We start from the raw sequence: 24,772 nt of genomic DNA on the forward strand, positions 1-24,772 counted from the left end.
AAAGTGAATTCTTATTTCAAGGCGCGTAGCCCACGCTGGGTACGACCTTCATTGACCAGCACCATGGCATGGCGATCGTTTTTTATCAATTTTGCGAGTTGTGACATGCTCACACCGAGCTGTCCAGCTGCCTGGGCGACATCGAAATGACATGCATTGATGAGATCAAGGCTCTCTGCGAGCAGCGCGGGATAATCCACGTGCTTGGCATTGACGGGTACAGCTCGTCCGGTGCGGCGTTTTTCCCAGAGTGATGATGGGCGGTAATGATGTGGTTTCACATTTGTTCGTACTTTGCGGGCAAGCGCTTGCCGAAGTCGCCGGATTGCTTCTTTTCGATTTTCATATTGGCTCCGCCGTTCTTGAGCATTTGCAACCAGTGCCGTTGGGCGATGGGTGATGCTTACTGCCGTTTCAACTTTGTTTCGATGTTGTCCACCAGGGCCATGTCCACGTCCTGTTTGTAGATCGCATTGCTCCAGGAATTTTTTCTCTGGCAATGAGGCAGGATGCGGAGGATCAATCATCGCAAAATTCATGATGGCTCTCGCGTTTCTTTTAAGGGTTGGGCTTGTTGGCGTTGAGCTGAGGCAGAGAGTGATAGATCATCGATTCGCCCAGCCTTAAGATAAACATCAGCTAGGCCTGCAATCATTGCTGCATTGTCGACACAGTATTCACTATTTGCCAGGCGGAGCGCAATACTGTGCTTTTGAGCGAGTGATTTGAGACCTTCTCGCAAGGTCTGATTGGCGCTGACGCCGCCGCCAACCAATAAACTACGTGGACCAGTCATGTCTGTCAGTTGATGCCATTGTGTTAATGCGCGGTCTACTTTTAAGAGGACGGCATCGACGGCCGCTTTCTGAAATGAAGCAGCTCGATCTGGGCAACAAGCTGGGTCGGGCTCTTCTCGTTTGTCTTTAGGCCAGGGTGGTTGCCCTCGAACTTCATAGAGTAGCGCTGTCTTAAGGCCACTAAAAGAAAAGTCAAGACTCGTTGGGGAAAGTCTGGCGATGGGAAATTTCACAGCCTGATCATGGCCGTTCTTTGCCGCCTTTTCTAGCGAGGGTCCGCCGGGATAAGGGAGTCCGAGCATGGTGGCCGCTTTATCAAATGCTTCGCCAATGGCGTCGTCGCGTGTTTGTCCAAGAATGTTCGTGGTTAATGGATCAGTGAGTGACATGAGCGTGGTGTGCCCGCCACTGACGACCAAACCAAGAGCGGGAAAATCCAATGGTTGGTTCTCTAAGCATGGAGCCCAGAGGTGCGCCAGAATGTGATCGACGCCGATCAATGGGCGGTTGAGCGTCCATGCCAGTGTTTTTGCGGCGCTCACGCCAACGAGAAGTGAGCCGATGAGGCCGGGCCGATTGCCGACAGCCAGGGCATCGATCTGATTGAGCTGGCAGTGAGCCCGATCAAGGGCTTGTTCTAACACTGGCACAATGCGTTCAAGATGAGCCCGGCTGGCCAGCTCTGGAACGACCCCTGCAAATGGCGCGTGGACCTCATGCTGAGAAAACACGACGCTTGAAAGCACTTCGTTACCATTGCGAACGACTGCGATGGCTGTTTCATCACAGCTCGTCTCAAAACCGAGAATGAGATTGGGGCAAGGCATATGGTCATTCTAACGTGAGTCATTTAATGGAGACATCCCATCTCCGCTGCATCTGTGAATCTGTACAATCAGCATGGGAGAACCATGTCGCAGACCAATCGAGAGCAATTGAAGGTTGTTTCAGAACGAGCTGTACTCGCAGGGGTCAACCTTCCTGGCTGCTTCATTGATTCCGTCGATCGTTTTGCAGAGCTTCGTGCTTTGACCGAAACCGCCGGTGCATCGATCGTTGGTGAGATTTTGCAACGGATGCGACGCCCGCGTGGGGCGACGTTTTTTGGAAAAGGCAAAGTGGCGGAGCTGTCAGATCTCTGTGAAATGACCAATGCAACGCTCGTCATCTTTGATCATGATTTGACACCAGCTCAGATTCGTAACCTTGAGCAGGATACCAATTGTAAGATCATTGATCGTAGTGAATTGATTCTTGATATCTTTGCTAATCGTGCTTCGACAGCCATGGCCAAACTTCAAGTTGAGATTGCTCAGCTTGAATACACCTATCCGCGGCTTCGAGCCATGTGGGATCACCTTGGTCAAGTGACTGGCGGTTCTCCAGTCGGTATTGGAACTCGGGGGCCAGGTGAGCAACAGATTGAAATTGATCGTCGACTCGTTAAACGAAGATTGTCTCAACTGCGTGATGAGCTCGTAGAGATTCAGGGGCGTAAAAGCCGTGAAGTTTCCCAGCGAAACACAGATCACTTTACTGTTGGTCTTGTGGGCTATACCAATGCAGGTAAGTCAACACTTTTTAATAAAGCGACAACTGGCGGCGCTTTTTCGCATGACAAGCTCTTTGCGACCCTCGCCACACGCATTGAACGCTGGGATCTTGGTGGTGGGAATCACGTCATGTTATCGGATACCGTGGGGTTCATTCGGGATCTTCCGCACCGGCTCGTAGCTTCTTTTCGCTCTACATTGGAAGAAACTGTTCACAGTCAACTGCTTTTGATCATGCTTGATGCGTCAGATCGCAACGCGCCGATGCAACTGCAAACAGTGGGGAAGACACTTAATGAAATTGGAGCAGCAGATCAGCCTCGGATTCTCGTGCTCAATAAACTTGATCTGGTTCGGGATCAAACGGTTCTTGAACAATTACGGGCGATGGCCAAGGATCGGATGGTTGAGGTCTTTGAAGTGAGCGCTGTGACTGGACAGGGGATTGACGCGCTCAAAGCCCGCGTGCTTACTGAGATGAAAGGTGAATTGCGAGAGATTGCACTAGAAGTGCCATTGGTGGACTCTCGGACAGTAAATTTTCTTGAACGGCGTACTGAAGTGCTCGAACGGGACTATGAGACATCAACTGTGGTGATGCGCGTACGCATTGGAAAACGCCAGATGGATCAGGTGTTAGCACTCTGTCATCAGTTAAGAATTGATGGGCAGGAGCCGCATCAGTTGGTTCGTAAACTCTGGCCGCACATCGGCGAAATAGACGATGAAAAAAACTCAGGATTTACTCAAGGCTTTAAGCCATTGCAGTGATAAAATACTTCCGGTTGCTCAGTGCTTGCTCCATGCACTGGGTCGCACCAAAAGGGAGTCTCTTTACCGCACCTATGGCACCACGATCTGACCTGCCACCTCTTGAAGATCGAATTCCCCGTCCTTTACTGGAGCGGGTCAATGCCTGGTCGACACGGGTGGGACTGGCGTCGCTGCGTCAAAGACTCTGTCTCCAAAAAAATGCAAAGCATTTTGACGACACCTTAGCGGAGGTGCTTGTTGCCGATCATCTCGATCGCCAAGGTTGCGATCTTCGTTGGGAGGTGCCGACACCGGCCGGCCGTCAATGTGACTTTGAGGTGACCCGCGATGGGATGCGTTTTTATGTTCACGTCAAACGGGTTCGGCCTCATTCAGATCAGCCCCATCGACTGACAATCTCATCAAGGTTACGGGTGTTGGAGCAAATTCGGCGCCCTTACGTGGTTCGTATTTGGTGGGATGAGGGCCTGTCTGATCAACAGATGCAAACCTATGTGACAGAAGCGAGTCAGTTTATTGAGCGTAGTCATTTGGGAGAAGAGTCTGTCATTCGTGACAATGAAGACCGTCGACTTGGGACGGTTCATATCGTTGCTCCAGATCCCGGCCCAAATGTTTCGTTGGTCATTGGCATGCCCCATGGGCCGATTGACCGAGTCGGGCACCTCCGAAAACTGCTTTGCAAGGCGCATCGGCAGTTCATGCCCCGTGAAACCAATGTGATTCTCATCGCATCTGGTGAGCATGGATTCTTTGATGACTTTGAACAAGCATTGCTGGGATCGCATGTCGAGCGATGGGATACCCATCCACCAAGTGGACAACGTATCGCACATGGGCGAGCACTTGATGGTTTTTGGTCGGGGCGCCGTCGTCGCGATGCTCGTAGCGCTGGTTGGTTTAAACTTAACCCAAGTGCGAACGAACTGCAGGTAAGACTGCTGCATCGCAGTGAGGCCAATCTGCCACCCAACGTTGCCGGTCTCTTGGAGGCACTTTTTGTGCATCCAGATGCTGAGTCATGCCGTACGGCTGGTTGATCGGCGATCATCGATCTTCACTAAATTTAGGCTTAATATGAGACATCAAGATGGTCTTGACCTGTTAGCATGCTGGGTCGTATACCACGTACCTATCAAGTATTTCTCGCCTAGAGGGTAAACCATGCGCGATTCAAGACAACGTGAGCTTGCAGAGCTCTTAATCAATCATTCAACCAGAATTCAACCAGGTGAACACGTGCTGATTGAGATGTTTGATGCGCCTTATGAGATGGCCATCGAACTCGTTGAGGCAACACGTCGTGCCGGTGGCCATCCGCACATTGAATTGCGTAGTCAGCCTGTCATGCGCGCCCTGCAATGGGATGCCGACGAGGATAATCTTAAGGTCTGGGCAGACTGTGATCTCTATCGAATGAAGAAGATGGCGGCCTACATAGGGCTTCGTGGGGCAAGTAATGTCAGTGAAGAGTGCGATGTTCCAGATGAGAGTCGCAAAGCGATGGCCGAGATCTATCGCACGCCCGTTCATCTCGAACAACGTGTAAAAAAGACAAAATGGTGCGTTCTTCGTTGGCCAACTTCGAGCATGGCTCAACTGGCAAACATGAGTACAGAAGCATTTGAGAAGTTCTATTTTGATGTGTGCTGCCTGGACTATGGCCTCATGATGGAATCGGGTCGAGTGCTCGCAGAACGCATGACGGCCGCAGATCAGGTGCATATCAAAGGGCCAGGAGATACAGATATCACCTTCTCAATAAAAGATATTCCCGCTATTGAATGCTGTGGTGAGCACAATATTCCTGACGGAGAGTGTTTTACGGCACCTGTTCGTGACAGCATCAATGGCATCATGCACTACAACACACCTACGGTGTATTACGGCCAAACATTTGAGAACGTACGTTTTGAGTTTGCTCAAGGAAAAATTGTGAATGCATCTTGTGATGGGGATGCGGACGCGCTTAATTCCATTCTCGATTCAGATGAGGGAGCTCGTTATGTCGGTGAGTTCGCCATTGGGTTCAACCCTCACATTCTCGAGCCAATGAAAGATATTCTCTTCGATGAGAAGATTGCCGGATCACTTCACTTTACGCCAGGGGCCGCCTATGAAGAGGCAGATAACGGTAACCGCTCTCAGGTGCACTGGGACCTCGTCTTGATCCAGCGGCCCGAATATGGCGGCGGAGAGATTTACTTTGACGGGGAGCTCATTCGTCGTGATGGTCTGTTTGTGACCGAAGAATTGGCTGCACTCAATCCTGAGGAACTTCTTGCCGCGACAGCCTCTTAGGAGGTCTGAGTTGTGGACTGCTTATTGAGCCTCGCTCATCGTTGCAGATGGCGAGGAGATGGCTTTACGGCGACGGTTTCGTAGTTGAAGGATGGCAGGCATGACGGTGTAGCAAGCCAGAAGTGTCATGCCCAGGCCGGTGGTCATGACCGCGCCCAACGACTGAATGCCTCGGTGTTCTGCAATGAGCATTGACCCAAATCCAATCATCGTGGTGAGCAGTGTCATTGTGACGGCTCGACCAGTACCGCCACTGAGGCCAGCTGGACGTCCATCTGGTTCAAATCGCCAACGATGAACCATATGCACACCGGCAGCCATGCCAATTCCAAGAATCAAGGGCATGACGATCAGATTGGCAAAGTTGACAGAGAATTGGAAGAGGCCGAGCAGTCCAAAGACACCGACAAATCCGACAGACACGGGGACCATTGCGCAGAGCGCATCTGCAATAGAGCGGAAGTCGATCAGCAAGACAATCAGAATGGCAATAAATGCGTAAATGGCGGCCTTCTGATAAGCGGTGACAACAATAATGCTCGACTCATAAATTTGAACCGGTGGACCAAGCACGTCCGGTGCGACAGTGCGAATCTCTTGGATAAATGCCTTGAGCCGCGCCGGCTCTAAGATTGATTCCACATCGGCCTGTGGGTAGACCCGCAAGAGCCAGTCGCCATTGGCGCCAATCCATTGAGCGCGCAAGGCCTCGGGTAGATCGTCAGGTAAAAGCGGGGTAGGGGTGAGTGACTCATCAATAACTGTTTTCAGTGCGGCCTGAGCAGAATCAAAACGCTCATTGGTGCGTTTGGCTCGAATAGTTTTTTCGTCTTCAGCGAGTGTGTTTGTGATTGTGAGCGTCTGCTCTATTCGCTGGACAATTGCATCTAACTCATCACGTTCTGGACCAGTGACAGTTTGAATGCTCAGTTTTAGGCCCAGCAGTAGTTTTTGGATTTGGGCGCGCAGATAAGGGAATGTATCGGGTATGGTCGGTACAGCAGAAGGTTGGTTGCGAATTTCTGCGACCTGGGCGGCGCGCGTCTCGTAGTCCTTTGGATAGAGAAGGCCCATTCCACCAACTTCATGCACAGTTGGGAGCGCTGTCAGTTGGGTGACAAGTTCTGGCGCTTCTTCTGGTCTTGTGCGAATCAGCGCATTCCAGACGGTTCGGGCATCATCTTCAACCAGTCGAGATTCCCATCGCACCGATTCAATATCTGGTGGCTGTAGATTCAGTACGTTGGGATCGTACTTGACGCGATAAGCCGGAATAGCGGCGCATATCACCACCAACACCGAGAGAATGAGCGTCACGAGTGGATGTTGGTCGATCCAGTTCAAGCGGCCGCCAGCCAAATGCATGCCTTGTCCTTGATGGCGCTTGCGTAGGATGCGGCGCCAATTTGGCAGCAATGCTAACGCCGCAGGAAAACAGCTCAGCATGGCCAATAGGCAGATGATAATCCCGCCTCCAGCGATAATGCCCATCTCAGCCATGCCCTTGAAGTCGGTCATGGCGGTAGCGCCGAAGGCAACAGCGGTGGTGATTGTTCCTGTAATCATTCCTGGGCCAATGCCACGGAAGACTCGGGCAACAGCATCAGGCAAGTTGGCATGTTGACGATGGACTAATTCCAATCTGGAAACCAGATGCAAGGCAAAGTCAACTCCAAGTCCCAGAAGAATAACAGAGAAGACAACTGAAAGTAGTTGTAAATGACCTACTGAAAGGACAAGCCAACCGAAGCTCCACGCAATAGCGATGAGTAGGCAACCTGCTGCAAGGAGGGGGACAACAACTCCCCTAAAGGCAATCAGCATCATGACTGTGATCAAGATCAAAGCAACAATAGATGCAATGGTCGAGTCATAAATCGACTGCGTTGTTTCGTCTGCTTCAATCGCGGGTATACCTGTAACGCCGTATTCAATCGCCTCGATTTTAGATTGAATGACAGCTTGTCGAACTTGTTCTCTGAGCCAAAGCAAGTTCTCACTCAGTGAGTTGATTGCTGATTTCTGTGGTGCGAAACGAAGTTGAATCAATCTCATTCTGCCACTCTCGGTGGCGAATGGCTGCCATTGATCAAAATCACTGCCCAGCAAATTGAAACTGGGCTCGCCGCCCTCCAAGCCGATGAGATAGGGTGTGATTACGTCATTGAGTTGTTGAATGCCATCAGGGCCTTGCCCATCTCTGCGGAGTTGTCCCATCAACACTTCAAGTCCGGTCGCAGCATTTGCGGCTTCGCTAAGTTCTTTGCCAACGCGCAGATCAAGAAGTCGTTTATCAAATTCAACTTGTGGAGCGGCCATGAAGAGCCTGGGGCTTGCTTCGTTCGCACTGAAGCCAGCATCAGCACCAAGTACTTTCGGGCTTTCCCTAAGTTGATTGGCCAGTGTCATGGCAAGTTTGGTGATACGAGCATCAGTTGCATCGCCTTCCAAACAGATCACGAGATCATCCCATCGAGGGAAATCGAGACGGTAGTTGTTGTAGCGTGCATTCCAGGCAAGATTAGGATCCATCAGATCGCCACGATCACCATGGAACTCAAGTCGCTCCAAAGTCAGGATCAGCGAGCCTGCTGCAATAGACAAGCAGATCAGCAGCGTGAGTAGGGGGCGCTTCGTTACAGTGCGGCCCCAGAACCCGAGGAAGTTGTCGCGGATGCGTTTCGACACAGCGTCACCTTATAGAGGAATGTGTGAGCTGTCGGTAGTTCTTGTTCTCGGACCCAAGCCAGAATGAACAGGGGAAGTCATTAGGCTCGATTTCGACTCAAAGAGACCGATTTTAGAGACCGCACAAACCACCTGGCTTCACAAGTCGATACGACTGGATGTTTTGCCCATTACTTTTGGCCTCTTCGCATGTGTGACGCCAAGCCGGCAAAGCCGATGGCCGATGGTTCCAGTACAACACTTGATAGAAGGGGACTCAGGGATGGGAACACGAATTGGAGATTACTTGGTCTTGGCGGGCGTACTTACAGATGACCAGGTTCAAGAGGTACTTGCAGCACAGCGAAATACACAACGACCATTTGGTTGGTTGTGTGAGGAGCTCTTTGCAATTGATCCGCAAGAAATTGAATCAGCTTGGGCTCAGCAATATGCGGGCTTAACGGCCACCATTAACCCATGTGAAGAGGGCGTTGTGCCAGAAGTCCTTCATATGATTACGCGGCGTCAAGCCTGGCAGTTTCGAATCATGCCTATTCGCTTTGATGGCGAGGAGCTCATGGTGGCGACGACATTAGGGCATATTCATCGGGCGCTTCGTTTTGCAACGAATGTCATGGGCTGCCCGGTTTATGTTGTTCTCACGGCACCGGAAGAACTTGCTCGGTCGTTGAGTATGTACTACCCATTGCCTGGAATGGGGCAGGTCGTCATTGACCATGGTCTCGATGGGGTCTTTGGTGGGACCGACTGGATCGAGCCAGCAGCTTGATTCTGGCCTCGTGATCTAAAAAAACCAAAGGGCGGCTGAGGGCCGCCTTTGGTTTTTAATGGCGAGACCCGGACTTGAACCGGGGACACCGGCATTTTCAATGCCGTGCTCTACCAACTGAGCTACCTCGCCTGAGCGGGCTAGCCTATTGGGCCGGTTTCCTATGTCAAGCGCCCTGATCCGGTTCTCAACAAACTCAGTCAGTTGACGCTCGCTTCCCATGATGCCCTTTGCAGGGCAAATTCTCTAGATAATCAGCCTGAAGGACGCTTTTGTTAGGATCTGGGCACCTAGCGGGCCATAATCCCGTATTAGGAAGATCTGATCCGTGGATGCGTTGACTGGCTCAGAAGGGCCAGATAGGCTTCCGCGTCAGGCATTGGCGGGAGTAGCTCAGTCGGTAGAGCACCTGGTTGTGGTCCAGGACGTCGCGGGTTCAAGTCCCGTCTCTCGCCCTTTGACGGAAGAAAGAACTTGCCGAATTGGTAGGCATAGCGCCGATGACGGGGTAGACTCGCACTCTTGTATTAGGTGCGAGGCAAACTGATTATTTCCGCGAGGGAGCGGAAGACCACAAACCCCGTTTCACGACCCTATCCGAGAAGACTGATATGACAACAGCGACGCCGAAAGCGCGTTTAGATTTCGATAACGTGACTTTGCATAGCAATCTTTCAACAAGTGCTTTGGTAGAGATGTCATTGCGACGCCAAGAAGGCATGCTGGCCGCAAACGGAGCGCTGGCTTGTGATACAGGCAGTCGCACCGGTCGCAGCCCGAACGATAAGTACCTCGAAGACACGCCAGGGATTCATGATTCCATCGAGTGGGGCAAGGTAAACAAACCTATCTCATCTGAGAACTTTGCCAAGCTTGAAGATCTGGTGATGAAGTACTTGCGGGGCAAGGATGATCTCTTTGAGTTTGAGGGCTTCGCAGGGGCTGATCCAGATTACCGACTGTCTGTGCGCGTCATTACCGAGTTTGCCTGGCACAGTCTCTTTGCCCGCACGTTGTTTATTGAACCAACGTCTCAGGAACTCAAGAAGTTTGCGGCTGATTGGACAATTCTTAATGCCGCTCGCATGCCAATTGAAAATCCAGAGAGCTATGGCTTAGATTCGGGCGTCGGCATCTTGCAGTCACTCGAACAGAAGAAAGTGATCATCTTCGGCACTGAATATGCTGGAGAGATTAAGAAGTCGATCTTCTATGCAATGAACTATGACATGCCAGCGGCGAATGTATTCCCAATGCATTGCTCGGCCAATGTTGATGATGTAGATCCAAGCAACGTTGCTCTCTTCTTTGGCTTGTCGGGTACGGGCAAGACAACGCTTTCTGCAGATCCACATCGTCCATTGATTGGTGATGATGAACATGGCTGGTCAGATAACGGCGTCTTCAACTTTGAGGGCGGCTGTTATGCCAAGTGTATTCACTTGACGCGCGCTGGTGAACCGCAGATTTGGGATGCGATTCGTTTTGGTAGTGTTCTTGAAAACGTGGTGCTTGATCCTGAGACACGTCTACCTGATTACGATTCATCGGCGAAGACCGAGAACACACGGGTGACTTACCCGGTCAGTTTTATCCCCGATGCAAAAATACCCTCGGTCGGCGCTCATCCCAAACATATTATTTTCCTCACCGCTGATGCATTTGGCGTGTTGCCACCAGTGAGCCGCTTGACACGCGATCAGGCAATGTATTACTTCGTAAATGGCTACACCTCAAAACTAGCAGGCACTGAGGCCGGTGTCACCGAACCAGTTCCAAACTTCAGTCCATGCTATGGCGGGCCATTCTTGCCTAGGCCGCCGATGGTTTATGCAGATTTACTTTCAGACCGAATTGAGCAACATGGGTCTGACGTTTGGCTTCTCAATACAGGATGGACTGGTGGTCCATACGGCCAGGGGCAGCGATTCGAACTCAAGTGGACCCGTCTTCTTGTCACCATGATTCTTTCGGGCGAGCTGCTTAAGGCGTCTTACCAGGAGCATGAAATCTTTGGGCTGCATATGCCAAAGGCCGCAGGCGATGTCCCAGTAGAAATGCTCAGCCCACGGGGAACGTGGCAGGATGTTGATGCCTATGACCTTCAGGCTATTGACTTGGCAAAGAGATTTCATGCCAACGATGCACTGTTCCATCTGCCTGAAGATATTCGTCAGGCTGGTCCCAAGATTGGGCGAGAAGGCTAGGTCATCGTCTGGCCTGATTTTTTGCTTGTTTGGGTGGGCAGATTCCCTTTAGAAGCGACCGATAATCTAAAAAATACCCAGCTTTGATCTGGGTAGGTGCTGTTTTTGCGTCCAGAGGCTGCTTTTGGCTTCTATTTTTGATCAGAAGGTAATTTCCGTTCCACCCTGATTAACTCGCCTCCTCTTTCGGTCGATTGAACTGTTGCAGACAGAACATGTAACAGGATTAGGTCTTAGGACTGGTATGAACTGAAGGGGCGCACGGCCATGAATCTTCTCGACAAGGACGTTTTGACAACAGGTGAGGTGGCCAAGCTTTGTAATGTGGCCTCTCGCACAGTCAGTAAGTGGTTTGATTCCGGGCAGCTCAATGGCTATCGGATTCCAGGCTCGAAGGACCGGCGCATTCCAGTTGCGAGTCTTCTTAAATTTATGCGTGATCATGGCATACCCATGGATGGCCTCATGTCTGGTGCTGTTCGGGTGTTAGTCGTTGATAGCGATGAAGATGTGCGTCAAACCCTGGCTCGTATTCTTCAAGATCAAACCAATTATGAAGTTCGCTCTGCCAGCAGCTGCTTTAAGGCCGGTATCGAATGTGAACGCTTCCGTCCACATGTCATGTTGCTTGATCTCACACTTGCTGCTGAAGAAGAATCAGTCGCAATGGAGCTCGTTGATAACAATAATTCAGAGGCACATTCGACCAAAGTGGTTGCCGTCACAGGCAAGTTGACTGACGGTCAAATTGCTCAGCTTGCCCATCAGGGGTTTGAGAGTGTGCTACGCAAGCCGTTTAGCGTTCGTCAGGTGATCGAATCGATTGAGAATGCACATGCGGTGGTTTACTGAACATGCGGTCTTGAGATCGCCAAGGGGGAGAGGCAATGGTCTGATGCTCGACATCAGGCCGTTGTCTTTTTTGTTCAGAAATCGTTGGTATCAGGGGTGTCGCTGTAGCTTTCTGAATCGAGATCTTGGGCAAGAATTTAGATTGTCGTCACTTATTGACGTGTGATTGAAGTGGAATATTGTGGCCCGTACTACAATATCCGTCGTCATGAAAATTGCTCTGGGACAGCTCAATCCGATCGTTGGAGATCTTGTTGGCAACGCACAGCAGATCTCCGAAGCGATACGTGTGGCTCATCACCAAGATGCTGATTTATTGGTTACCAGTGAATTGGTCTTGATTGGTTATCCACCGCGTGATCTGTTGCTTCGCTCTGGTGTGGTGGATCGGTGTCAGGAGATGCTGGAAACACTGGCTCAGGAAGCGGGCGAAATGCCAGTATTGGTTGGTCATCCTGCGGCGGCAATTTCAGGGATGCGCCCCTTGGTGAACCGAGTTTCACTACTTCATGAAGGTCTTGTAGAGCCAGTTGCAGACAAACGTTTGTTGCCGGGATACGACGTCTTTGATGAAGACAGGTATTTTGAACCGGGGGATCAGCCGGGGCTGCTGAACATCTGCGGCACTTCTATTGGCGTTTTAATCTGCGAGGATCTCTGGCGGGCCAGTGATGTGACTGCTTCACCACGTTATCAATGTAATCCAACGGATGAAGTTATTAATGCTGGGGCGGAGATGCTGATCGCGCTGAATGCAAGTCCATTCTTTATGGGAAAAGGTGCCCAGCATTTGGCCCATCTCCAGGCAGTAGCGCAATCGCACCAAACTCGGATTGTGGCCGTCAATCAAGTAGGGGCCAATGACGATTTGATTTTCGATGGGCGCTCTGCGGTTATTGATGCAGATGGCTCGGTGCGTCATGCCATGGGCGGTTGGCGAGCTGCGGTCGAGACGGTCTCACTAGAAGAGCCTATTAAACCGACAGCGGCAAAGGCGTTATTGCGAGCATATGAGCCAATGCGAGAGCTCTATCACGGCCTGGTTCTTGGCATTCATGACTATTGGGTGAAGACGGGAAACCAGGACGCATTGATCGGGCTCTCTGGTGGTATTGACTCGGCATTGACCGCAACATTGGCGGTGGCAGCACTTGGGGCCAGCCATGTGCAGGGGGTCATGATGCCATCACAATATTCCTCACCAGGTTCGCTCACTGATTCATTGTCCTTAGCGACAAACCTCGGTATGCCATCACCATTAGAGCTTCCAATAGAGAAACCGCATCGTGCACTCCAGGGCGAATTGAATGCAGTGGTTGGAAAAATAGGATCGCTCACAGATGAGAACTTGCAAGCTCGCATACGTGGTGTTCTTCTGATGGCGCTGGCCAATGATCGCAATGCACTCGTGTTGGCGACTGGAAACAAGTCAGAATTTGCCGTGGGATACAGCACGATTTATGGCGATATGTGTGGCGCTGTCGCTGTTTTGGGTGATGTACTCAAAACGTTGGTGTACGAACTTGCACGCTGGATCAATACACACCATGAGGAGCTTGGATTCTCGTGTCCACCGATACCCGAGGCGAGCATCACCAAGCTACCATCAGCGGAATTAAGACTTGACCAGACCGATCAAGATTCACTTCCTCCATACGAAGTGCTTGATGAGATCATTACAGGCCACATCGATCTTGAGTTGACGGTCGATGAAATCGCTCGCAATGGTCATATCGAACCATCTCTGGTTGAGCAATACACACAGGCGATCGATAGAGCCCAATACAAACGGGATCAGGCGGCCATCATCCTCAAAGTGACCGGCCGAGCCTTTGGTCGGGGCCGCCCAATGCCAGTGGTCATGAAATCAACCTTTGAGACAAGGCCGTCAGCCGAATCACACTAACGCTTTGCAGATTACAATCCCCTTATGACCATTGTGCAGCTCTCAACACTCTTGATCAATCAAATTGCTGCGGGCGAGGTCATTGAACGCCCTGCGAGCTGTGTCAAAGAGCTCGTTGAAAATGCTTTAGATGCTGGGGCCACGCGTATCGAGATTGCGTTGGAGCAGGGGGGGCGAAGGCTCATCCAGATTAGCGATGATGGTAATGGCATCAAGGCAGATGAATTACCATTGGCACTGACGGCACATGCCACCAGTAAGCTCTCATCAATCGAGGATCTCAACGCTATTGGCACACTGGGATTTCGCGGTGAAGCACTGGCATCGATTGCGGCAATTAGTCAGATGACCGTACAGTCGCGTGCTCGTGGTGCTGCGGAGGCAAGCAAAGTAACCGTTGAAGCAGGCAAGATTGAGAAAGTCATGCCTGCCGCAGCGCCGCAAGGAACGCAGGTGACTGTGCGTAATTTATTTTTTAATACGCCAGCGCGTGGTGCCTTTCTTAAGACCGATCAAACAGAAGCTCGCCGCTGTGTTCAGGCAGTGCGAGATGCAGCAGCGACACGGGCTGATGTAGCGTTCTCTGTATCAGTTGACGATCGTGCCGTTCTCAGTTTGTCTGGCGATGTCAAACCAGCTGATCGTGCTTGTGAAATCTTAGGGCGTGAGACCCGCGATGAGCTGCTTGAAGTTGATGAACGTATTGGTGACGTACGAGTTTGGGGACTCATTGGACGTCCTGGTTTAGCGAGAGCGACCACACAGCATCAACATCTTTATCTCAATGGGCGCCCAATTGTTGATCGTGCTGTCACGCACGCTGTACGCGAAGCCTATCGTGGGCTTATTGAACCAAATCGTCATCCAATGCTTCTGATTGAGTTGCAAGTTGATCCAGCCCAAGTTGATGTCAACGTGCATCCCACCAAGTCACAAGTGCGTTTTCGTGATGGTGGTGCGGTCCATCGAGCAGTTCGTAAGGCACTGAGTCATTGTCTTGCCGCTGCTGATCTGACGCCGCAGCTCGACCTCAAGCGAGCAGCAGGGCGAGCACCTCAGTGGTCGTCAGGTTCAGGGGGCGCCAGCATAGGTCGCCCACCCGTTATTGATGATCGTGCAGCTGCTGGTAGTTTTGATGCGCAGCAAGTGGCTTCCCATCTTGATGCAGCCCATATCTTGGCACCAGCCTCGCATGGCACGACAGATCAAAAACAATCAGCGTCGGTAGATGCACTGCCTGGAGGGGTGCGGGCGGTCAAAGTGCTTCAGCTACACCGTACCTATCTTGTCGTTGAAGACGAAGCCGGTATGGTTGTTGTTGATCAGCATGCATTGCATGAGCGGGTCATGTTCCAACAACTTATGGAACGAATTAATGAGGGCCCCTTGCAGTCGCAGCGGCTGCTTGTGCCTGCAGTTGTTGAAATCAAGGGAGATGCAGCTGCGCGGGTTGCATCATTGGAACAATTATTCAACCGCATCGGTATCGAAGCAGATGTCATGGGGCCTGAAACTGTGGCCGTTCATGCCTTCCCTACGCTACTCTTTGAGCGGCGTGTTGATCCAGTTGCATTCATGACCGAATTGCTTGATCGCAGCGGCGAGGACGATGCCGCTCAATCGAGTGAAGCGGCGCTGCATGAAGTGGTGGACATGATGGCATGCAAAGCAGCGATAAAAGCTGGCGATGAGCTCAGTGAGAAAGAAATGCTCGGTCTTATTGCTTCGCTGGAAGAAACAGAACGCTCAACAAGGTGTCCTCATGGGCGTCCGACACTGTTGCGTCTGAGTTTAGACGAGCTAGAGAAGCAGTTCGGCCGAACTTCTACGTCGCATCAATAAGCAAAATGTAGGCCTTAGCCACCACTGACAGGTGGAATGATGGCGACGGTGTCACCATCATGTAGCTCGAGCTGTGGATTGGCATACGTCTCGTTCACCGCAAAAGCGAGGTGGCTTTTCTTTTCGTTGAATAATGGGTGTATGTCAATCAGGGCATTGATCGCATCGTTGACAGTGCATCCTTGAGGTAAGGACAAAGACAGTTTGTCCTGGCCGGTTTCCTCGGCCAGTTGTGCAAAGAGAAGCACGCGTATTGAAAGCATGGTTGTTGTCATTGTCTTGATGGCCAGGGTACGAAGGGTACTTCACTTCCATTGGGTAATGGCTCGCTTTGCATTGGGAGTGCCACGACGCCGTTGGTTTTTGATGTGTGACTCAGATCGCCCGAACCTGCCCATTGAGGCACATGGGCCGTATCGCCTGTGACTTGGGCAGGGCGAAAGGCTTGTCGTTTGGCATTTGGTTGAACTGGAGCGTTGAGTCGAACCTTGCGCCAGGGTAACTGCGTGTCGAGACCCAGCATGCCACGAATCAGTGGCCATATAAATAGTGTGCTGCACACCAATGCTGAAACAGGATTTCCTGGAAGGCCAATCACAAGAGCTTGGTTACATTGGCCAATCAGCACCGGCCGTCCGGGTTGCATGGCGCAGCCTTTGATCACTGTGGTCATGCCAAGTTTTTCAAGCGCACCTGGTACATGGTCACGATCGCCGGCACTAATGCCCCCAACCGTAACGACCATGTCGGAATTTGAGGTGGCCTCAGCAAGTCCGGCGTGGATGACATCGAAATCATCTAGATAATGTTCATGCGCAAGTACCTGGGCACCCATTTGATGCAACAATGCAGATGTTTGGGGGCCGTTGCTATTGCGTATCTGATGAGCTGCGGGGTTTGTGCCAGTTGCAACAAGTTCATCGCCTGTGGTGATGACCGTTGCTCTGGGATGCGACATGACTTCGAGCTTATCTGATCCGACTGTTGCAGCCAGACCAATGTGGTGAGCATTCACAGTCGAATATGGTGTGATGATTGTGTCGCCGGTACGAGCATCGGCGCCTTGTTTGTGCACACCTTGTCCGGCTTCAATCGAGCTGACAGAAAAGGTTACTGGTTTGCCCTGGCGATCACCGCGATCACTACGTTCGTGTGGGATCACAGCATCGAGGCCAGCAGGAAGTGGGGCACCAGTAGCAATAGCGACGCAGCAATTAGATTCAACAGTGGGACTCTGTTGTGAGCCAGCGGCAATCGTAGCGGCGACTGGCCAGGTTCGATCATTTGAAAACGCTGCGGCTTGGACAGCATATCCATCCAAAGCAGAGCGGTTAAATGGGGGTAAATCTCGATCGGCTTTAACTGGTGTTGCGAGCACGCGACCAAGGCAATCGCTCAGTGGAACGAGCTCGGTTCGACTCAGTCTTTTTACGCCGACTTGAGCGCGCTCAATCGCTTCGTTGTAGTTAGGTAGTGCGGCAGTTGGAGGCGCCGTTGGCATATGGTCATCCTATCGCATCAGAATGTTGGTGACATGGGCTCGTGTTTAAGTTGAAGAGGGCCCGCTACGGCGTAGTCACAGTCGCAGATGACCAATTTGGGTTGTAAAGTCGGTCATCGTTTGAGAGAAAACCATCATTTGGATAATCCAGTAGCGACTGAATTGATGTTGGGGCATCTTCCCAACGCTCGCCACGAAATGGCACATTCAAGGCGGAGGTGTGTCCATCTAAGTGGGCAATATTGGTGGCGCCTTTGTGGCGAAATGCCTGTCCACCGGTGTATATCAAATCTAGTCCTACCACATGTTGGCCTGGGCCAAGATGTGGTTGTGCAGGACGATTGCCTGTCGGTGCTCTCATGTAGTTGTTGAGTGGTGCTTCTGGTCCACCGCGTCCAGCATCTCCGAATAATGCACAGTTTGCTGTTCGTTGGCATTGGCTTGGCCGTATACCGCGGTATGTGTAGTCGAAGTTTGGTGGCGCGAAGGCCATCTCTCCGCCAATGAAGGTGGTGTTGTAGTTGTAACCAGTCATCTGATCTGACTGCAAGGCATGATCTTCACAGGCGGGGCACTGATACAGTTTCTGTGGCTGATCAGCATAATTCCATAATGAACCTGCTCGGACACGTTTGGGGGTCTGATTCAGGCCTGTCGTTTTTGTCACCCAATCCCAACTTGTTTGTTCGAGCTCACCGACTGCAGGGACGCGCCATGCAATAGCGGTTGGCCAATCGCTATGGTCGTTCGCATACCGCAGTGCTGCCTGAGCTAGTTGTGCCAGGTTTGCCTGGCACTGAACGCTTTTAGCCTTCGACTTTACGCTGGTTAGGGTGACAATGACCAAGCTGAGAAGCACTGTGATGATGGCAATGACCACCAACATTTCTATCAACGTCCAACCATGATGCCTTCTGAGAGTTTCTGGCACGCTAAGGCCCCCAGTTGATGAGCATGATGCTGAAGTCAGCGAGATCAATGTTCCCGTCGAGGTTGAAGTCGGCAGGTATGCCACCAGGAATTGATGGGCCCCAGCCAATCAAGAGTTCAGAGAAGTCAATGAGATCGACTTGACCATCATCATTGACATCGCCGGGTCGACGTGGGTGAACATCGGCCACGGCATCAACTTCAGGAACAGTGACAGCCTCGAGGGGTACTGAGATCCGAATATAAGAGATTGCTTGAAGTTCTACCCATGCCAGATCAATACCAGCGCCACCACCGCTGCCTCGATATAAGGTGCAGGCCTCTTCGGCGCTCAGATTGAGAAAGTTGTTGAATGTGAGGCGTGGGTCAACTGGCCGTGTCATGACACTCGGGCTGAAACCAGGTTCCTCGCTATAGGCCGGTACATCGGTGTAGCCCATCGTGGGAAAAAGCCCATCAGCTTGGATGCCATCAACGGCGTGCCAGAGAACGCCATCAGTACTGACTTCAATGAGGCCACCTTCAGGCCCAATCATTCCGGTGACCGTCCCCTCGGCGGTGCTGGAATCAACAAAGCCAGAATTTCCAAAAACGAGCAGGTCAATGCCATAGGGATTATTCGGGTCGTCTGTGACTGGCGTATCGAATTTCAGAACCAGCGAGCCACCAGCGCCAATCGAGACAATCTCATTGGTCATAAATGCGGGAAAGAAGGGGGTCACCGCGCCGGGGAGAAAACGTTCGCCAGTAAATCGCTCAGGTGCGCCCAAGGTTGTTTCGGGCGTGGTGTAACCAAGCGTGGCCCCGATGCCCTGGTCATATACAACAACTGAATCGGCAAAGGGATCATCGGTGTGGGCGACCACCGTTGTCATACTCAATGTGATGGTTAGCAGCGTTAATCTTAAAAACACAGACTCGTTCCTTGCGGTCGGTGCCAGAAGATCCGCTGCATCTGAGCGATGCTTAGACCAGGTGACCGCGCCTGGCCGTGTTAACGGACTGCCAGGCGAACCAAGGTCATGAGAAGAAACACAGCAAGCTGCGCTCATGCCCAATGATCGCGCGGGCAGCGCCAAAAATCAGCGGCAGGTCTTCCGGCTCCGGGAGGCTCCCACTTAATGTGCCCAGCCTTCCCAGTCAGAGCGCCAGCCAACAAATGTTGGGGGCGTTGACCAGTGGCAAAGGGCGCGTGGGCTGCAAATGCAGGCAGGTCCCGTTACGGCGGCGCGTCCGCGGCGGCTTTTCACCGCCTTCCCTCGTGATCAGGCCCTGTGTAAGTGCAGACATGGCCCAATACCTCTGATAGGGGTCAGTATAGCTCAATCGAGATCGCTCCTCCCAAGCCCTTGCTGCTTCTTTGGCGTTCTGGAGTTTGGTTACTTTCGGTGGCGCCTTGGCTGGGTTTTTCTGCGACTTCGCCTCATGATCAGGCCTTAGATAGAGCTTCAAGGCCTGATACCGATGATATTGCGCCGTATTGCCCAATCGATCATGGTTCCATCGCTATCATATGGGTTCGTTGACACCCTCTGGAGGGTGGATTACCTTCCATTGCTGCTCAGCATTTTCATGTGAAAATGGTGAGTGAATCTATTGCCATGACACTGCTTGTCCATCCCAACTTCTTTCGTTGAGGCAAGCACCAGACTGTCCGGAGTTTTCGAGATGCCAAGATGTGCATGGACCATGTTGATGACCCTTGTAATAGCGATGACGATGAGCAGCGGTGCGCTGGCCCAAGCAGGCCCAGAAGAAGCTGCTCGGGTCTATCTAGATGATTTCGTCCACTATGGTCTGACGGCGAATGTTCAACTGGCAGCGGCCAATGGCAACGCACTCATGAATCTGCCACTGTCGGATGCAGACTTAGCAAAATTAGTTGACGATGGTCCGGTACCTTTAGACCGCTTCGAGAGAGCTATTGCTCGAACACAAAACGTGCCAGAGCTTTCTGATCTGTCATCGCGTCTTGCGCTGCGTATTGAGAAGGGTCGCCGTGATCTTGCCCGTGATCCTGACCGCGTAGCCCAGGCAATTGCAATGCTCAGTGGAACACGCCGTGATCAACTTCTAGGCCGTCAACGGCTCATGGCGGCAGGCGAATATGCCATGCCTGCTTTGGTTGAACAAATACGCCAGAGCAATAATGAGCAGCAAAAGCTCATGGTTCTAGAAGTCATGCGAGAGATTGGTCGTCCTGGCGTTTACCCGTTGGCAGTTGCTCTGCCACATTTAGCACCAGCCGATCAACGCCGTGTTGTTGATGTGCTCGGTGACATTGGTTATTTCCATGCCACGCCAGTGCTACTGGCGATGAGTCTCGATGATCGAATGACCCCACCAGTTCGTGACTCAGCAGTCCTCGCTTATCGAGATGCCGGCGGCCTTCCTATGGATCTTTCAAGTCTCTATGCATTGACAGCTCGACGCCACTTAGAAGGTGATAGCGTCTTGGTTGCCTATCCAAATGAAGCGACGAACAATGTTTGGGGATGGGAGTCCTTCGGTGGGTTGAGGCCAACGCCAGTGCCAACGCCAATATTCAAGCAAGTGCGCGCTATGGATCTCTCAAGCCGTTCTTTGGCGGTTGATGACACCAATGAGAATGCATTAGCGCTTTTCGTTGCCGCGAACCTCATTCGACAAAATCAAATGCCTGCAGGTGGCGTTGATCCCATCTTCGGGCAGTTGCAGTACAGCCCAGCTTTTTATGCACGTGTCTTTGGCCCTGCCACTGGGCAGCGGGTTTTGGCGCTCGGTATTGATCTTGATGACACGCAGCTCGTTCGTGATGCCTTGTCTGGTCTTTCCAAGACCAGTGGTGGCGGCAACCTCTTTCAAGGTGGACAGAGACAACCGCTTCTTGAGTTGGCGGATTACCCGGATCGCCGTGTGCAATATGAATCAGCGCTCCTGCTTGCAAGGGCAAACCCAGAACAGAACTTCCCAGGCGACTTCCGTGTGGTACCAACGCTCGCGTCTTCTATACGCATTAGCGGCAAAAACTATGCCATGCTTGTGGCGCCAGAAGAAGAAGACCGTCGCGCCCTGGCCAGTCAGCTAGAAGCACTTGGTTTTGATGTGTTGGCGAGCGCCTCACGAGCCGATGAGCTTGAGATACCAATCAGCCAGGCACCAGCAGTTGATTTGTTTGTCATGCGTGCTGCGACAGCCGGGGTTGCTGAGCGGAGTATTTCGAGTGTTCGCAATTATGGCAAAATTGCCTCAGCGCCAGTGCTTTGCCTGGTCCCGCTATCAGAAATTCCTACGCTGACAAATAAGTATGTAGATGATCGGCGTATTGAAGTGGCCCCAGGCGGTCTGTCTGAAGGCGAAATGGCAATGGCCATTGATGTACTACTTGAGCGTGCCTCAGGTGGTCGGATCTCTGAGTTAGAGGCTGAAGCTTATGCCATTGAGTCACTTCAAGTGATGCGCGAGCTCGCAGCTTCTGAGCGTTCCATTTATAACGTTGGAGATGCTGATTCCACATTGATCGAAGTGCTGAACAACACCACTGACTTCATGCAGCTTATGGTTGCTGATGTGCTGTTACTACGTAACACGCCTCAGGCTCAACAGGCCGTCATTGATGCGGCCCTCCGTGCGAATGGAGATCAACAAATGGACTTGCTTGATCGTGCTGCTGAATCGGTCAAGTTGCATGGAAACCAAGCCCGACAGCAACAAGTTGTGGCTTTAGTGATGCTGAATCAGAGTGCCACTGGTGATACGGCAGATGCTGTTGCGACGCTCATTGGCGCTTTGGATCTTTCATCGCGCGATCTGATCATGGTCGTACCGACACCAAAATAAGCAGTGCCACCCTAGCTCAGTTGGTAGAGCGGAGCTTTCGTAAAGCTCAGGTCACCGGTTCAAGTCCGGTGGGTGGCTTCAAGCGCAAGACGCACACAACCCAGAGAGGGTGAGATCGTGGTGTTCGAGTTTGAACCCTTCTGGGAGGAGTTTGTTTAATCCGCCCGGGCACCCATGAATATCGAAAAAGCTGTCACAAGTCGTGCAGTGAAAGTGGTGGTGGTGCTTGGCAGCCACAGTGGCCAGTTCGTATCGATCGTTGCCTCCAGGTACTGCAACACGCACGATTTCACCTGCAGCCTCAAAGCGGCGAACCGCTCGGTAGACCGTTCGCAACCCGATGGATTCGATTTCCTGTTTTGCAAGTTGATGCAATTCATTAATCGATAGGGGCCGCTCGGCGGTCTCGATTGCGGCTCGGATGGTCTGAAGTTGTTTGGTTTGGCGCTCAGCGGTCATGGCATATAGACATCGATATCTCGGTGGGTGACCTCATTCAAGGCTTGGATCTTAACCATAATTATGCGCTAAATACTATTGACAATCAATTGTCAGTAGGTGATATTCCATAACTTTGCTGCCTGAAGGGCATTTTTTGTGATCTACGAGCGAAAGAGACTTCTCCAATGATGTTGACAAGTCATCAAAATCGGACACATCGCGGGTTCACCGTTATTGAGCTGGTTGTCGTGATGGGGATTATTTCGATATTGGCTGCGATTCTCATACCTTCGATTGCGGGGCTCAGGCATCGAGCGTTTGTTGCCACAGATGTATTGAATCTTCGTTCGCTTCAGATAGCCCACTATCAGTATGCAGTAGACGAAGATGGGAAATTTGCTGATGCAGGGCTTGCTCATGGAGGCCTTGCAAACGAAGAAATAGCTTGGCTGAATCTCGTTGGCGAGTATGTAGATCTCGATGGTGTTATTCGATCGCCACTGGATACAAGTCCACACTGGGAAACACCAGTTGAGGGTACGACGAATCGATTCCGTCGGACCAGTTACGGTTGGAATAACTATCTTTCCCGTACGCATTCACCTGACGCAGCAATCGATCCAAGGCAGGCTGTGGATCGGATGAGTAAATTAAAGAATCCGGCAAAGACAGTGCATTTTTTGCATATGGCAGCCACAGGATCTTTTGCTGGAGCTGATCATGTTCATGTCGAGAATTGGTGGATTGGCGACTCTCATCCAGACGCCCCACCAGTTTTGGCATCCAATCAAGTTCAGACCAACGCTGTTTCCGGCAAGCCACATTCATCTCAGGCGAAGTCAAACTATGGATTTGTAGATGGTCATGTCGAAACCCGGCATTTCTTTGATGTTTATGTTGATCCCAATCGTAATTCCTTTAACCCTGAAAATGCTCCTTTGTTTTAAAAACTTTAAGTACGAAAGACGAATTTGTTAATGTCATTCCCATTTAATAAAAAAGTCAGTCAATTCAAAACCGTTGGAACGCTTGTTTTATTCGCAACCGTGACCCCTCTTTTGGCATTTGTCCAAGACGCCGCAGCTCAACATGCTGGAGATATCTTCATTAATGTTCAAGCAGACAAGATCCATACTGGATTGGTCGAGGATGATGAAGTAGTCGAATCAAATGAACGTGTCTTTGAGTCGGAGTTGGGTGAATCTGGTGTGCCGGGTTTCTCCGATGAGCCTGGTTGGGAGGCATTCCCAGGCACCTTTGAGCCTGGGTCTAGCTTAGGCTGGAACGCCTTAGCGGGCGTTGGTCGATGGAACGGTTCTGGTTTTGACACTGGAATTGACGAGACCATTGAGGTGGCTTTTGCAAGTCTTTCCTTTACGATCGGTAACGCACCTATCAATGGCTTTGAACTTGTAGTTGCGGCAGATGGTAGTTTTCATCGTCACATCAGTTTCTATCTCGATAGCCCCACCAATGATCCCGCAGTAGGTATTTATCTTGTGGAGTTGGAGCTACATGCTCTTGGAGATTATGAGACTTCTGATTCTTTCTGGATTGTGTTTAACAATTTGGCGAGTGAAGAAGATCACGAGGCCGCGGTGGAGTGGGTCGAAGAGAATATGGCCAATGAACTTCGCTGCACTGGAGATCTGACTGGTGACAATGTGGTCGACCTTGCAGATTTCTCTGAGTTTCTGATTCAGTTTGGCAACGTTGGTAATGGCTTGTCAGCAGACTTGGATGAGGATCAAGACGTTGACGTCAATGATTTCTCTGAGTTCTTAGTAAACTTCGGCAATACTTGCGAGGAACGCAGCACTGTCGTTGAGACAGCTCCTACGAAGGCTTCGCCAAAGAAAAACAGTCGCGGCGGCATACTCGGATCGGTCAAGTAAAGTTCGTTTTCTTGAAATTATAAAAGGGCGCCGTTTTTAGAACGGCGCCCTTTTCTATTAAGGAATTTACGATCTTAGGAAGGCAATCGTCAAGCCAGAGCCCAATTCGTGATTGATGTGTGCCTCGAGATGACAGTTGATTGTTAGGATTTGATTATCGGTGGACTGGTGATAAGAAGTCGCTCAGCTTCTTCGATGGCCACAAAAGTCCAGCGGGGATATTCATGAAATAAAAGAGCCCCGGTCCGACGACGCTCCAAGTGAGAGAGAGCGCCGCAGACCAGGGAGAGAGAGAGTGCTGCTTTGGTCCTCAGAAGTAGGACAGGGGCTAGATTACAGTCATTAATGATGATGTCGGCAGATATCGCCATGAATTTATGGGGATGTGAAAGCGCTGGTTCGAGGCGTTTTTACCTTGATCTCAACGGGGCAGACGCCGAGAACGCCAAGGATGAGGTTCTTCCAGAAACTGTCCAAGCCTGACAACAATAAGC

The 24,772-nt window shown here is 51.3% G+C and carries 19 protein-coding genes, 3 tRNA genes and 1 riboswitch; of the genes, 13 read left to right on the top strand and 9 right to left on the bottom strand.

Features of this window, described 5'->3' with window-relative positions:
- Nucleotides 1-11: 11 nt before the first annotated feature.
- Both P8J86_12050 and tsaD read right to left on the bottom strand, forming a co-directional pair.
- Nucleotides 12-539 carry a peptide chain release factor-like protein gene (locus tag P8J86_12050; GenBank protein ID MDG2055427.1) on the bottom strand — a complete coding sequence of 176 codons (528 nt, stop codon included), beginning with the start codon at nt 537-539 and terminating at the stop codon, nt 12-14.
- Nucleotides 536-1,624 carry a tRNA (adenosine(37)-N6)-threonylcarbamoyltransferase complex transferase subunit TsaD gene (tsaD, locus tag P8J86_12055; protein MDG2055428.1) on the bottom strand — a complete coding sequence of 363 codons (1,089 nt, stop codon included), beginning with the start codon at nt 1,622-1,624 and terminating at the stop codon, nt 536-538. Before tsaD ends, P8J86_12050 begins: the two co-directional genes overlap by 4 nt.
- Nucleotides 1,625-1,708: 84 nt before the next feature.
- Here tsaD and hflX point away from each other — a divergent pair, with 84 nt between their 5' ends.
- From hflX to P8J86_12070, 3 genes are all read left to right on the top strand, one after another.
- Entirely contained in the window at nt 1,709-3,121 is a 1,413-nt protein-coding gene (hflX, locus tag P8J86_12060) for a GTPase HflX (GenBank protein ID MDG2055429.1), read from the top strand.
- Between the two features lie 74 nt (nt 3,122-3,195).
- On the top strand, nt 3,196-4,164 hold the full coding sequence (locus P8J86_12065) for a hypothetical protein (protein ID MDG2055430.1): 969 nt from the start codon (nt 3,196-3,198) through the stop codon (nt 4,162-4,164).
- Between the two features lie 124 nt (nt 4,165-4,288).
- Entirely contained in the window at nt 4,289-5,425 is a 1,137-nt protein-coding gene (locus P8J86_12070) for an aminopeptidase (protein ID MDG2055431.1), read from the top strand.
- Between the two features lie 21 nt (nt 5,426-5,446).
- On the opposite strand, the gene P8J86_12075 is transcribed toward P8J86_12070, so the two are convergent.
- Nucleotides 5,447-8,113 carry an MMPL family transporter gene (locus P8J86_12075; protein MDG2055432.1) on the bottom strand — a complete coding sequence of 889 codons (2,667 nt, stop codon included), beginning with the start codon at nt 8,111-8,113 and terminating at the stop codon, nt 5,447-5,449.
- Nucleotides 8,114-8,375: 262 nt separating this feature from the next.
- On the opposite strand from P8J86_12075, the gene P8J86_12080 reads away from it, so the two are divergent.
- Nucleotides 8,376-8,885, top strand: a complete 510-nt coding sequence (locus P8J86_12080) for a hypothetical protein (protein MDG2055433.1) — start codon at nt 8,376-8,378, stop codon at nt 8,883-8,885.
- A 59-nt stretch (nt 8,886-8,944) separates the two neighbouring features.
- On the opposite strand, the gene P8J86_12085 is transcribed toward P8J86_12080, so the two are convergent.
- Nucleotides 8,945-9,017 (bottom strand) — tRNA-Phe (locus tag P8J86_12085).
- Between the two features lie 250 nt (nt 9,018-9,267).
- On the opposite strand from P8J86_12085, the gene P8J86_12090 reads away from it, so the two are divergent.
- The 5 genes from P8J86_12090 (at nt 9,268) to mutL (ending at nt 15,692) form a co-directional block, all read left to right on the top strand.
- Nucleotides 9,268-9,340 (top strand) — tRNA-His (locus tag P8J86_12090).
- 156 nt (nt 9,341-9,496) lie between these two features.
- Nucleotides 9,497-11,092 carry a phosphoenolpyruvate carboxykinase (ATP) gene (gene pckA, locus P8J86_12095; protein MDG2055434.1) on the top strand — a complete coding sequence of 532 codons (1,596 nt, stop codon included), beginning with the start codon at nt 9,497-9,499 and terminating at the stop codon, nt 11,090-11,092.
- A gap of 267 nt (nt 11,093-11,359) precedes the next feature.
- On the top strand, nt 11,360-11,944 hold the full coding sequence (locus P8J86_12100; GenBank protein MDG2055435.1) for a response regulator: 585 nt from the start codon (nt 11,360-11,362) through the stop codon (nt 11,942-11,944).
- A gap of 181 nt (nt 11,945-12,125) precedes the next feature.
- The gene (locus tag P8J86_12105; protein ID MDG2055436.1) at nt 12,126-13,850 is read left to right on the top strand and encodes an NAD+ synthase; all 1,725 of its coding nucleotides are present in this window, start codon (nt 12,126-12,128) and stop codon (nt 13,848-13,850) included.
- A gap of 24 nt (nt 13,851-13,874) precedes the next feature.
- Nucleotides 13,875-15,692, top strand: coding sequence for a DNA mismatch repair endonuclease MutL (gene mutL, locus P8J86_12110; protein ID MDG2055437.1), 1,818 nt, complete (start codon nt 13,875-13,877; stop codon nt 15,690-15,692).
- A 14-nt stretch (nt 15,693-15,706) separates the two neighbouring features.
- On the opposite strand, the gene moaD is transcribed toward mutL, so the two are convergent.
- The 4 genes from moaD to P8J86_12130 all read right to left on the bottom strand — a co-directional run bounded on the left by moaD (nt 15,707) and on the right by P8J86_12130 (nt 19,175).
- On the bottom strand, nt 15,707-15,967 hold the full coding sequence (moaD, locus tag P8J86_12115) for a molybdopterin converting factor subunit 1 (protein ID MDG2055438.1): 261 nt from the start codon (nt 15,965-15,967) through the stop codon (nt 15,707-15,709).
- Entirely contained in the window at nt 15,964-17,193 is a 1,230-nt protein-coding gene (locus P8J86_12120) for a molybdopterin molybdotransferase MoeA (protein ID MDG2055439.1), read from the bottom strand. Before P8J86_12120 ends, moaD begins: the two co-directional genes overlap by 4 nt.
- A gap of 64 nt (nt 17,194-17,257) precedes the next feature.
- The gene (locus P8J86_12125; protein MDG2055440.1) at nt 17,258-18,124 is read right to left on the bottom strand and encodes a type II secretion system protein; all 867 of its coding nucleotides are present in this window, start codon (nt 18,122-18,124) and stop codon (nt 17,258-17,260) included.
- Nucleotide 18,125: 1 nt separating this feature from the next.
- On the bottom strand, nt 18,126-19,175 hold the full coding sequence (locus P8J86_12130; GenBank protein MDG2055441.1) for a hypothetical protein: 1,050 nt from the start codon (nt 19,173-19,175) through the stop codon (nt 18,126-18,128).
- A gap of 17 nt (nt 19,176-19,192) precedes the next feature.
- Nucleotides 19,193-19,442, bottom strand: a riboswitch (cobalamin riboswitch).
- A gap of 376 nt (nt 19,443-19,818) precedes the next feature.
- Here P8J86_12130 and P8J86_12135 point away from each other — a divergent pair.
- Both P8J86_12135 and P8J86_12140 read left to right on the top strand, forming a co-directional pair.
- Nucleotides 19,819-21,942: a hypothetical protein gene (locus tag P8J86_12135; GenBank protein ID MDG2055442.1), complete on the top strand. Its 2,124-nt coding sequence runs from the start codon at nt 19,819-19,821 to the stop codon at nt 21,940-21,942.
- Nucleotides 21,943-21,947: 5 nt separating this feature from the next.
- A tRNA-Thr gene (locus tag P8J86_12140) sits at nt 21,948-22,020 on the top strand.
- On the opposite strand, the gene P8J86_12145 is transcribed toward P8J86_12140, so the two are convergent.
- Nucleotides 22,021-22,401 carry a transcriptional repressor gene (locus tag P8J86_12145; protein MDG2055443.1) on the bottom strand — a complete coding sequence of 127 codons (381 nt, stop codon included), beginning with the start codon at nt 22,399-22,401 and terminating at the stop codon, nt 22,021-22,023. It lies immediately after the preceding tRNA gene.
- 167 nt (nt 22,402-22,568) lie between these two features.
- On the opposite strand from P8J86_12145, the gene P8J86_12150 reads away from it, so the two are divergent.
- Both P8J86_12150 and P8J86_12155 read left to right on the top strand, forming a co-directional pair.
- The gene (locus P8J86_12150) at nt 22,569-23,330 is read left to right on the top strand and encodes a prepilin-type N-terminal cleavage/methylation domain-containing protein (protein MDG2055444.1); all 762 of its coding nucleotides are present in this window, start codon (nt 22,569-22,571) and stop codon (nt 23,328-23,330) included.
- 30 nt (nt 23,331-23,360) lie between these two features.
- On the top strand, nt 23,361-24,278 hold the full coding sequence (locus P8J86_12155) for a hypothetical protein (protein MDG2055445.1): 918 nt from the start codon (nt 23,361-23,363) through the stop codon (nt 24,276-24,278).
- The last annotated feature ends 494 nt before the right edge of the window (nt 24,279-24,772 follow it).

It is taken from the genome of Phycisphaerales bacterium (genome assembly GCA_029268515.1).
In the GTDB taxonomy this organism is placed as follows: domain Bacteria; phylum Planctomycetota; class Phycisphaerae; order Phycisphaerales; family SM1A02; genus JAQWNP01.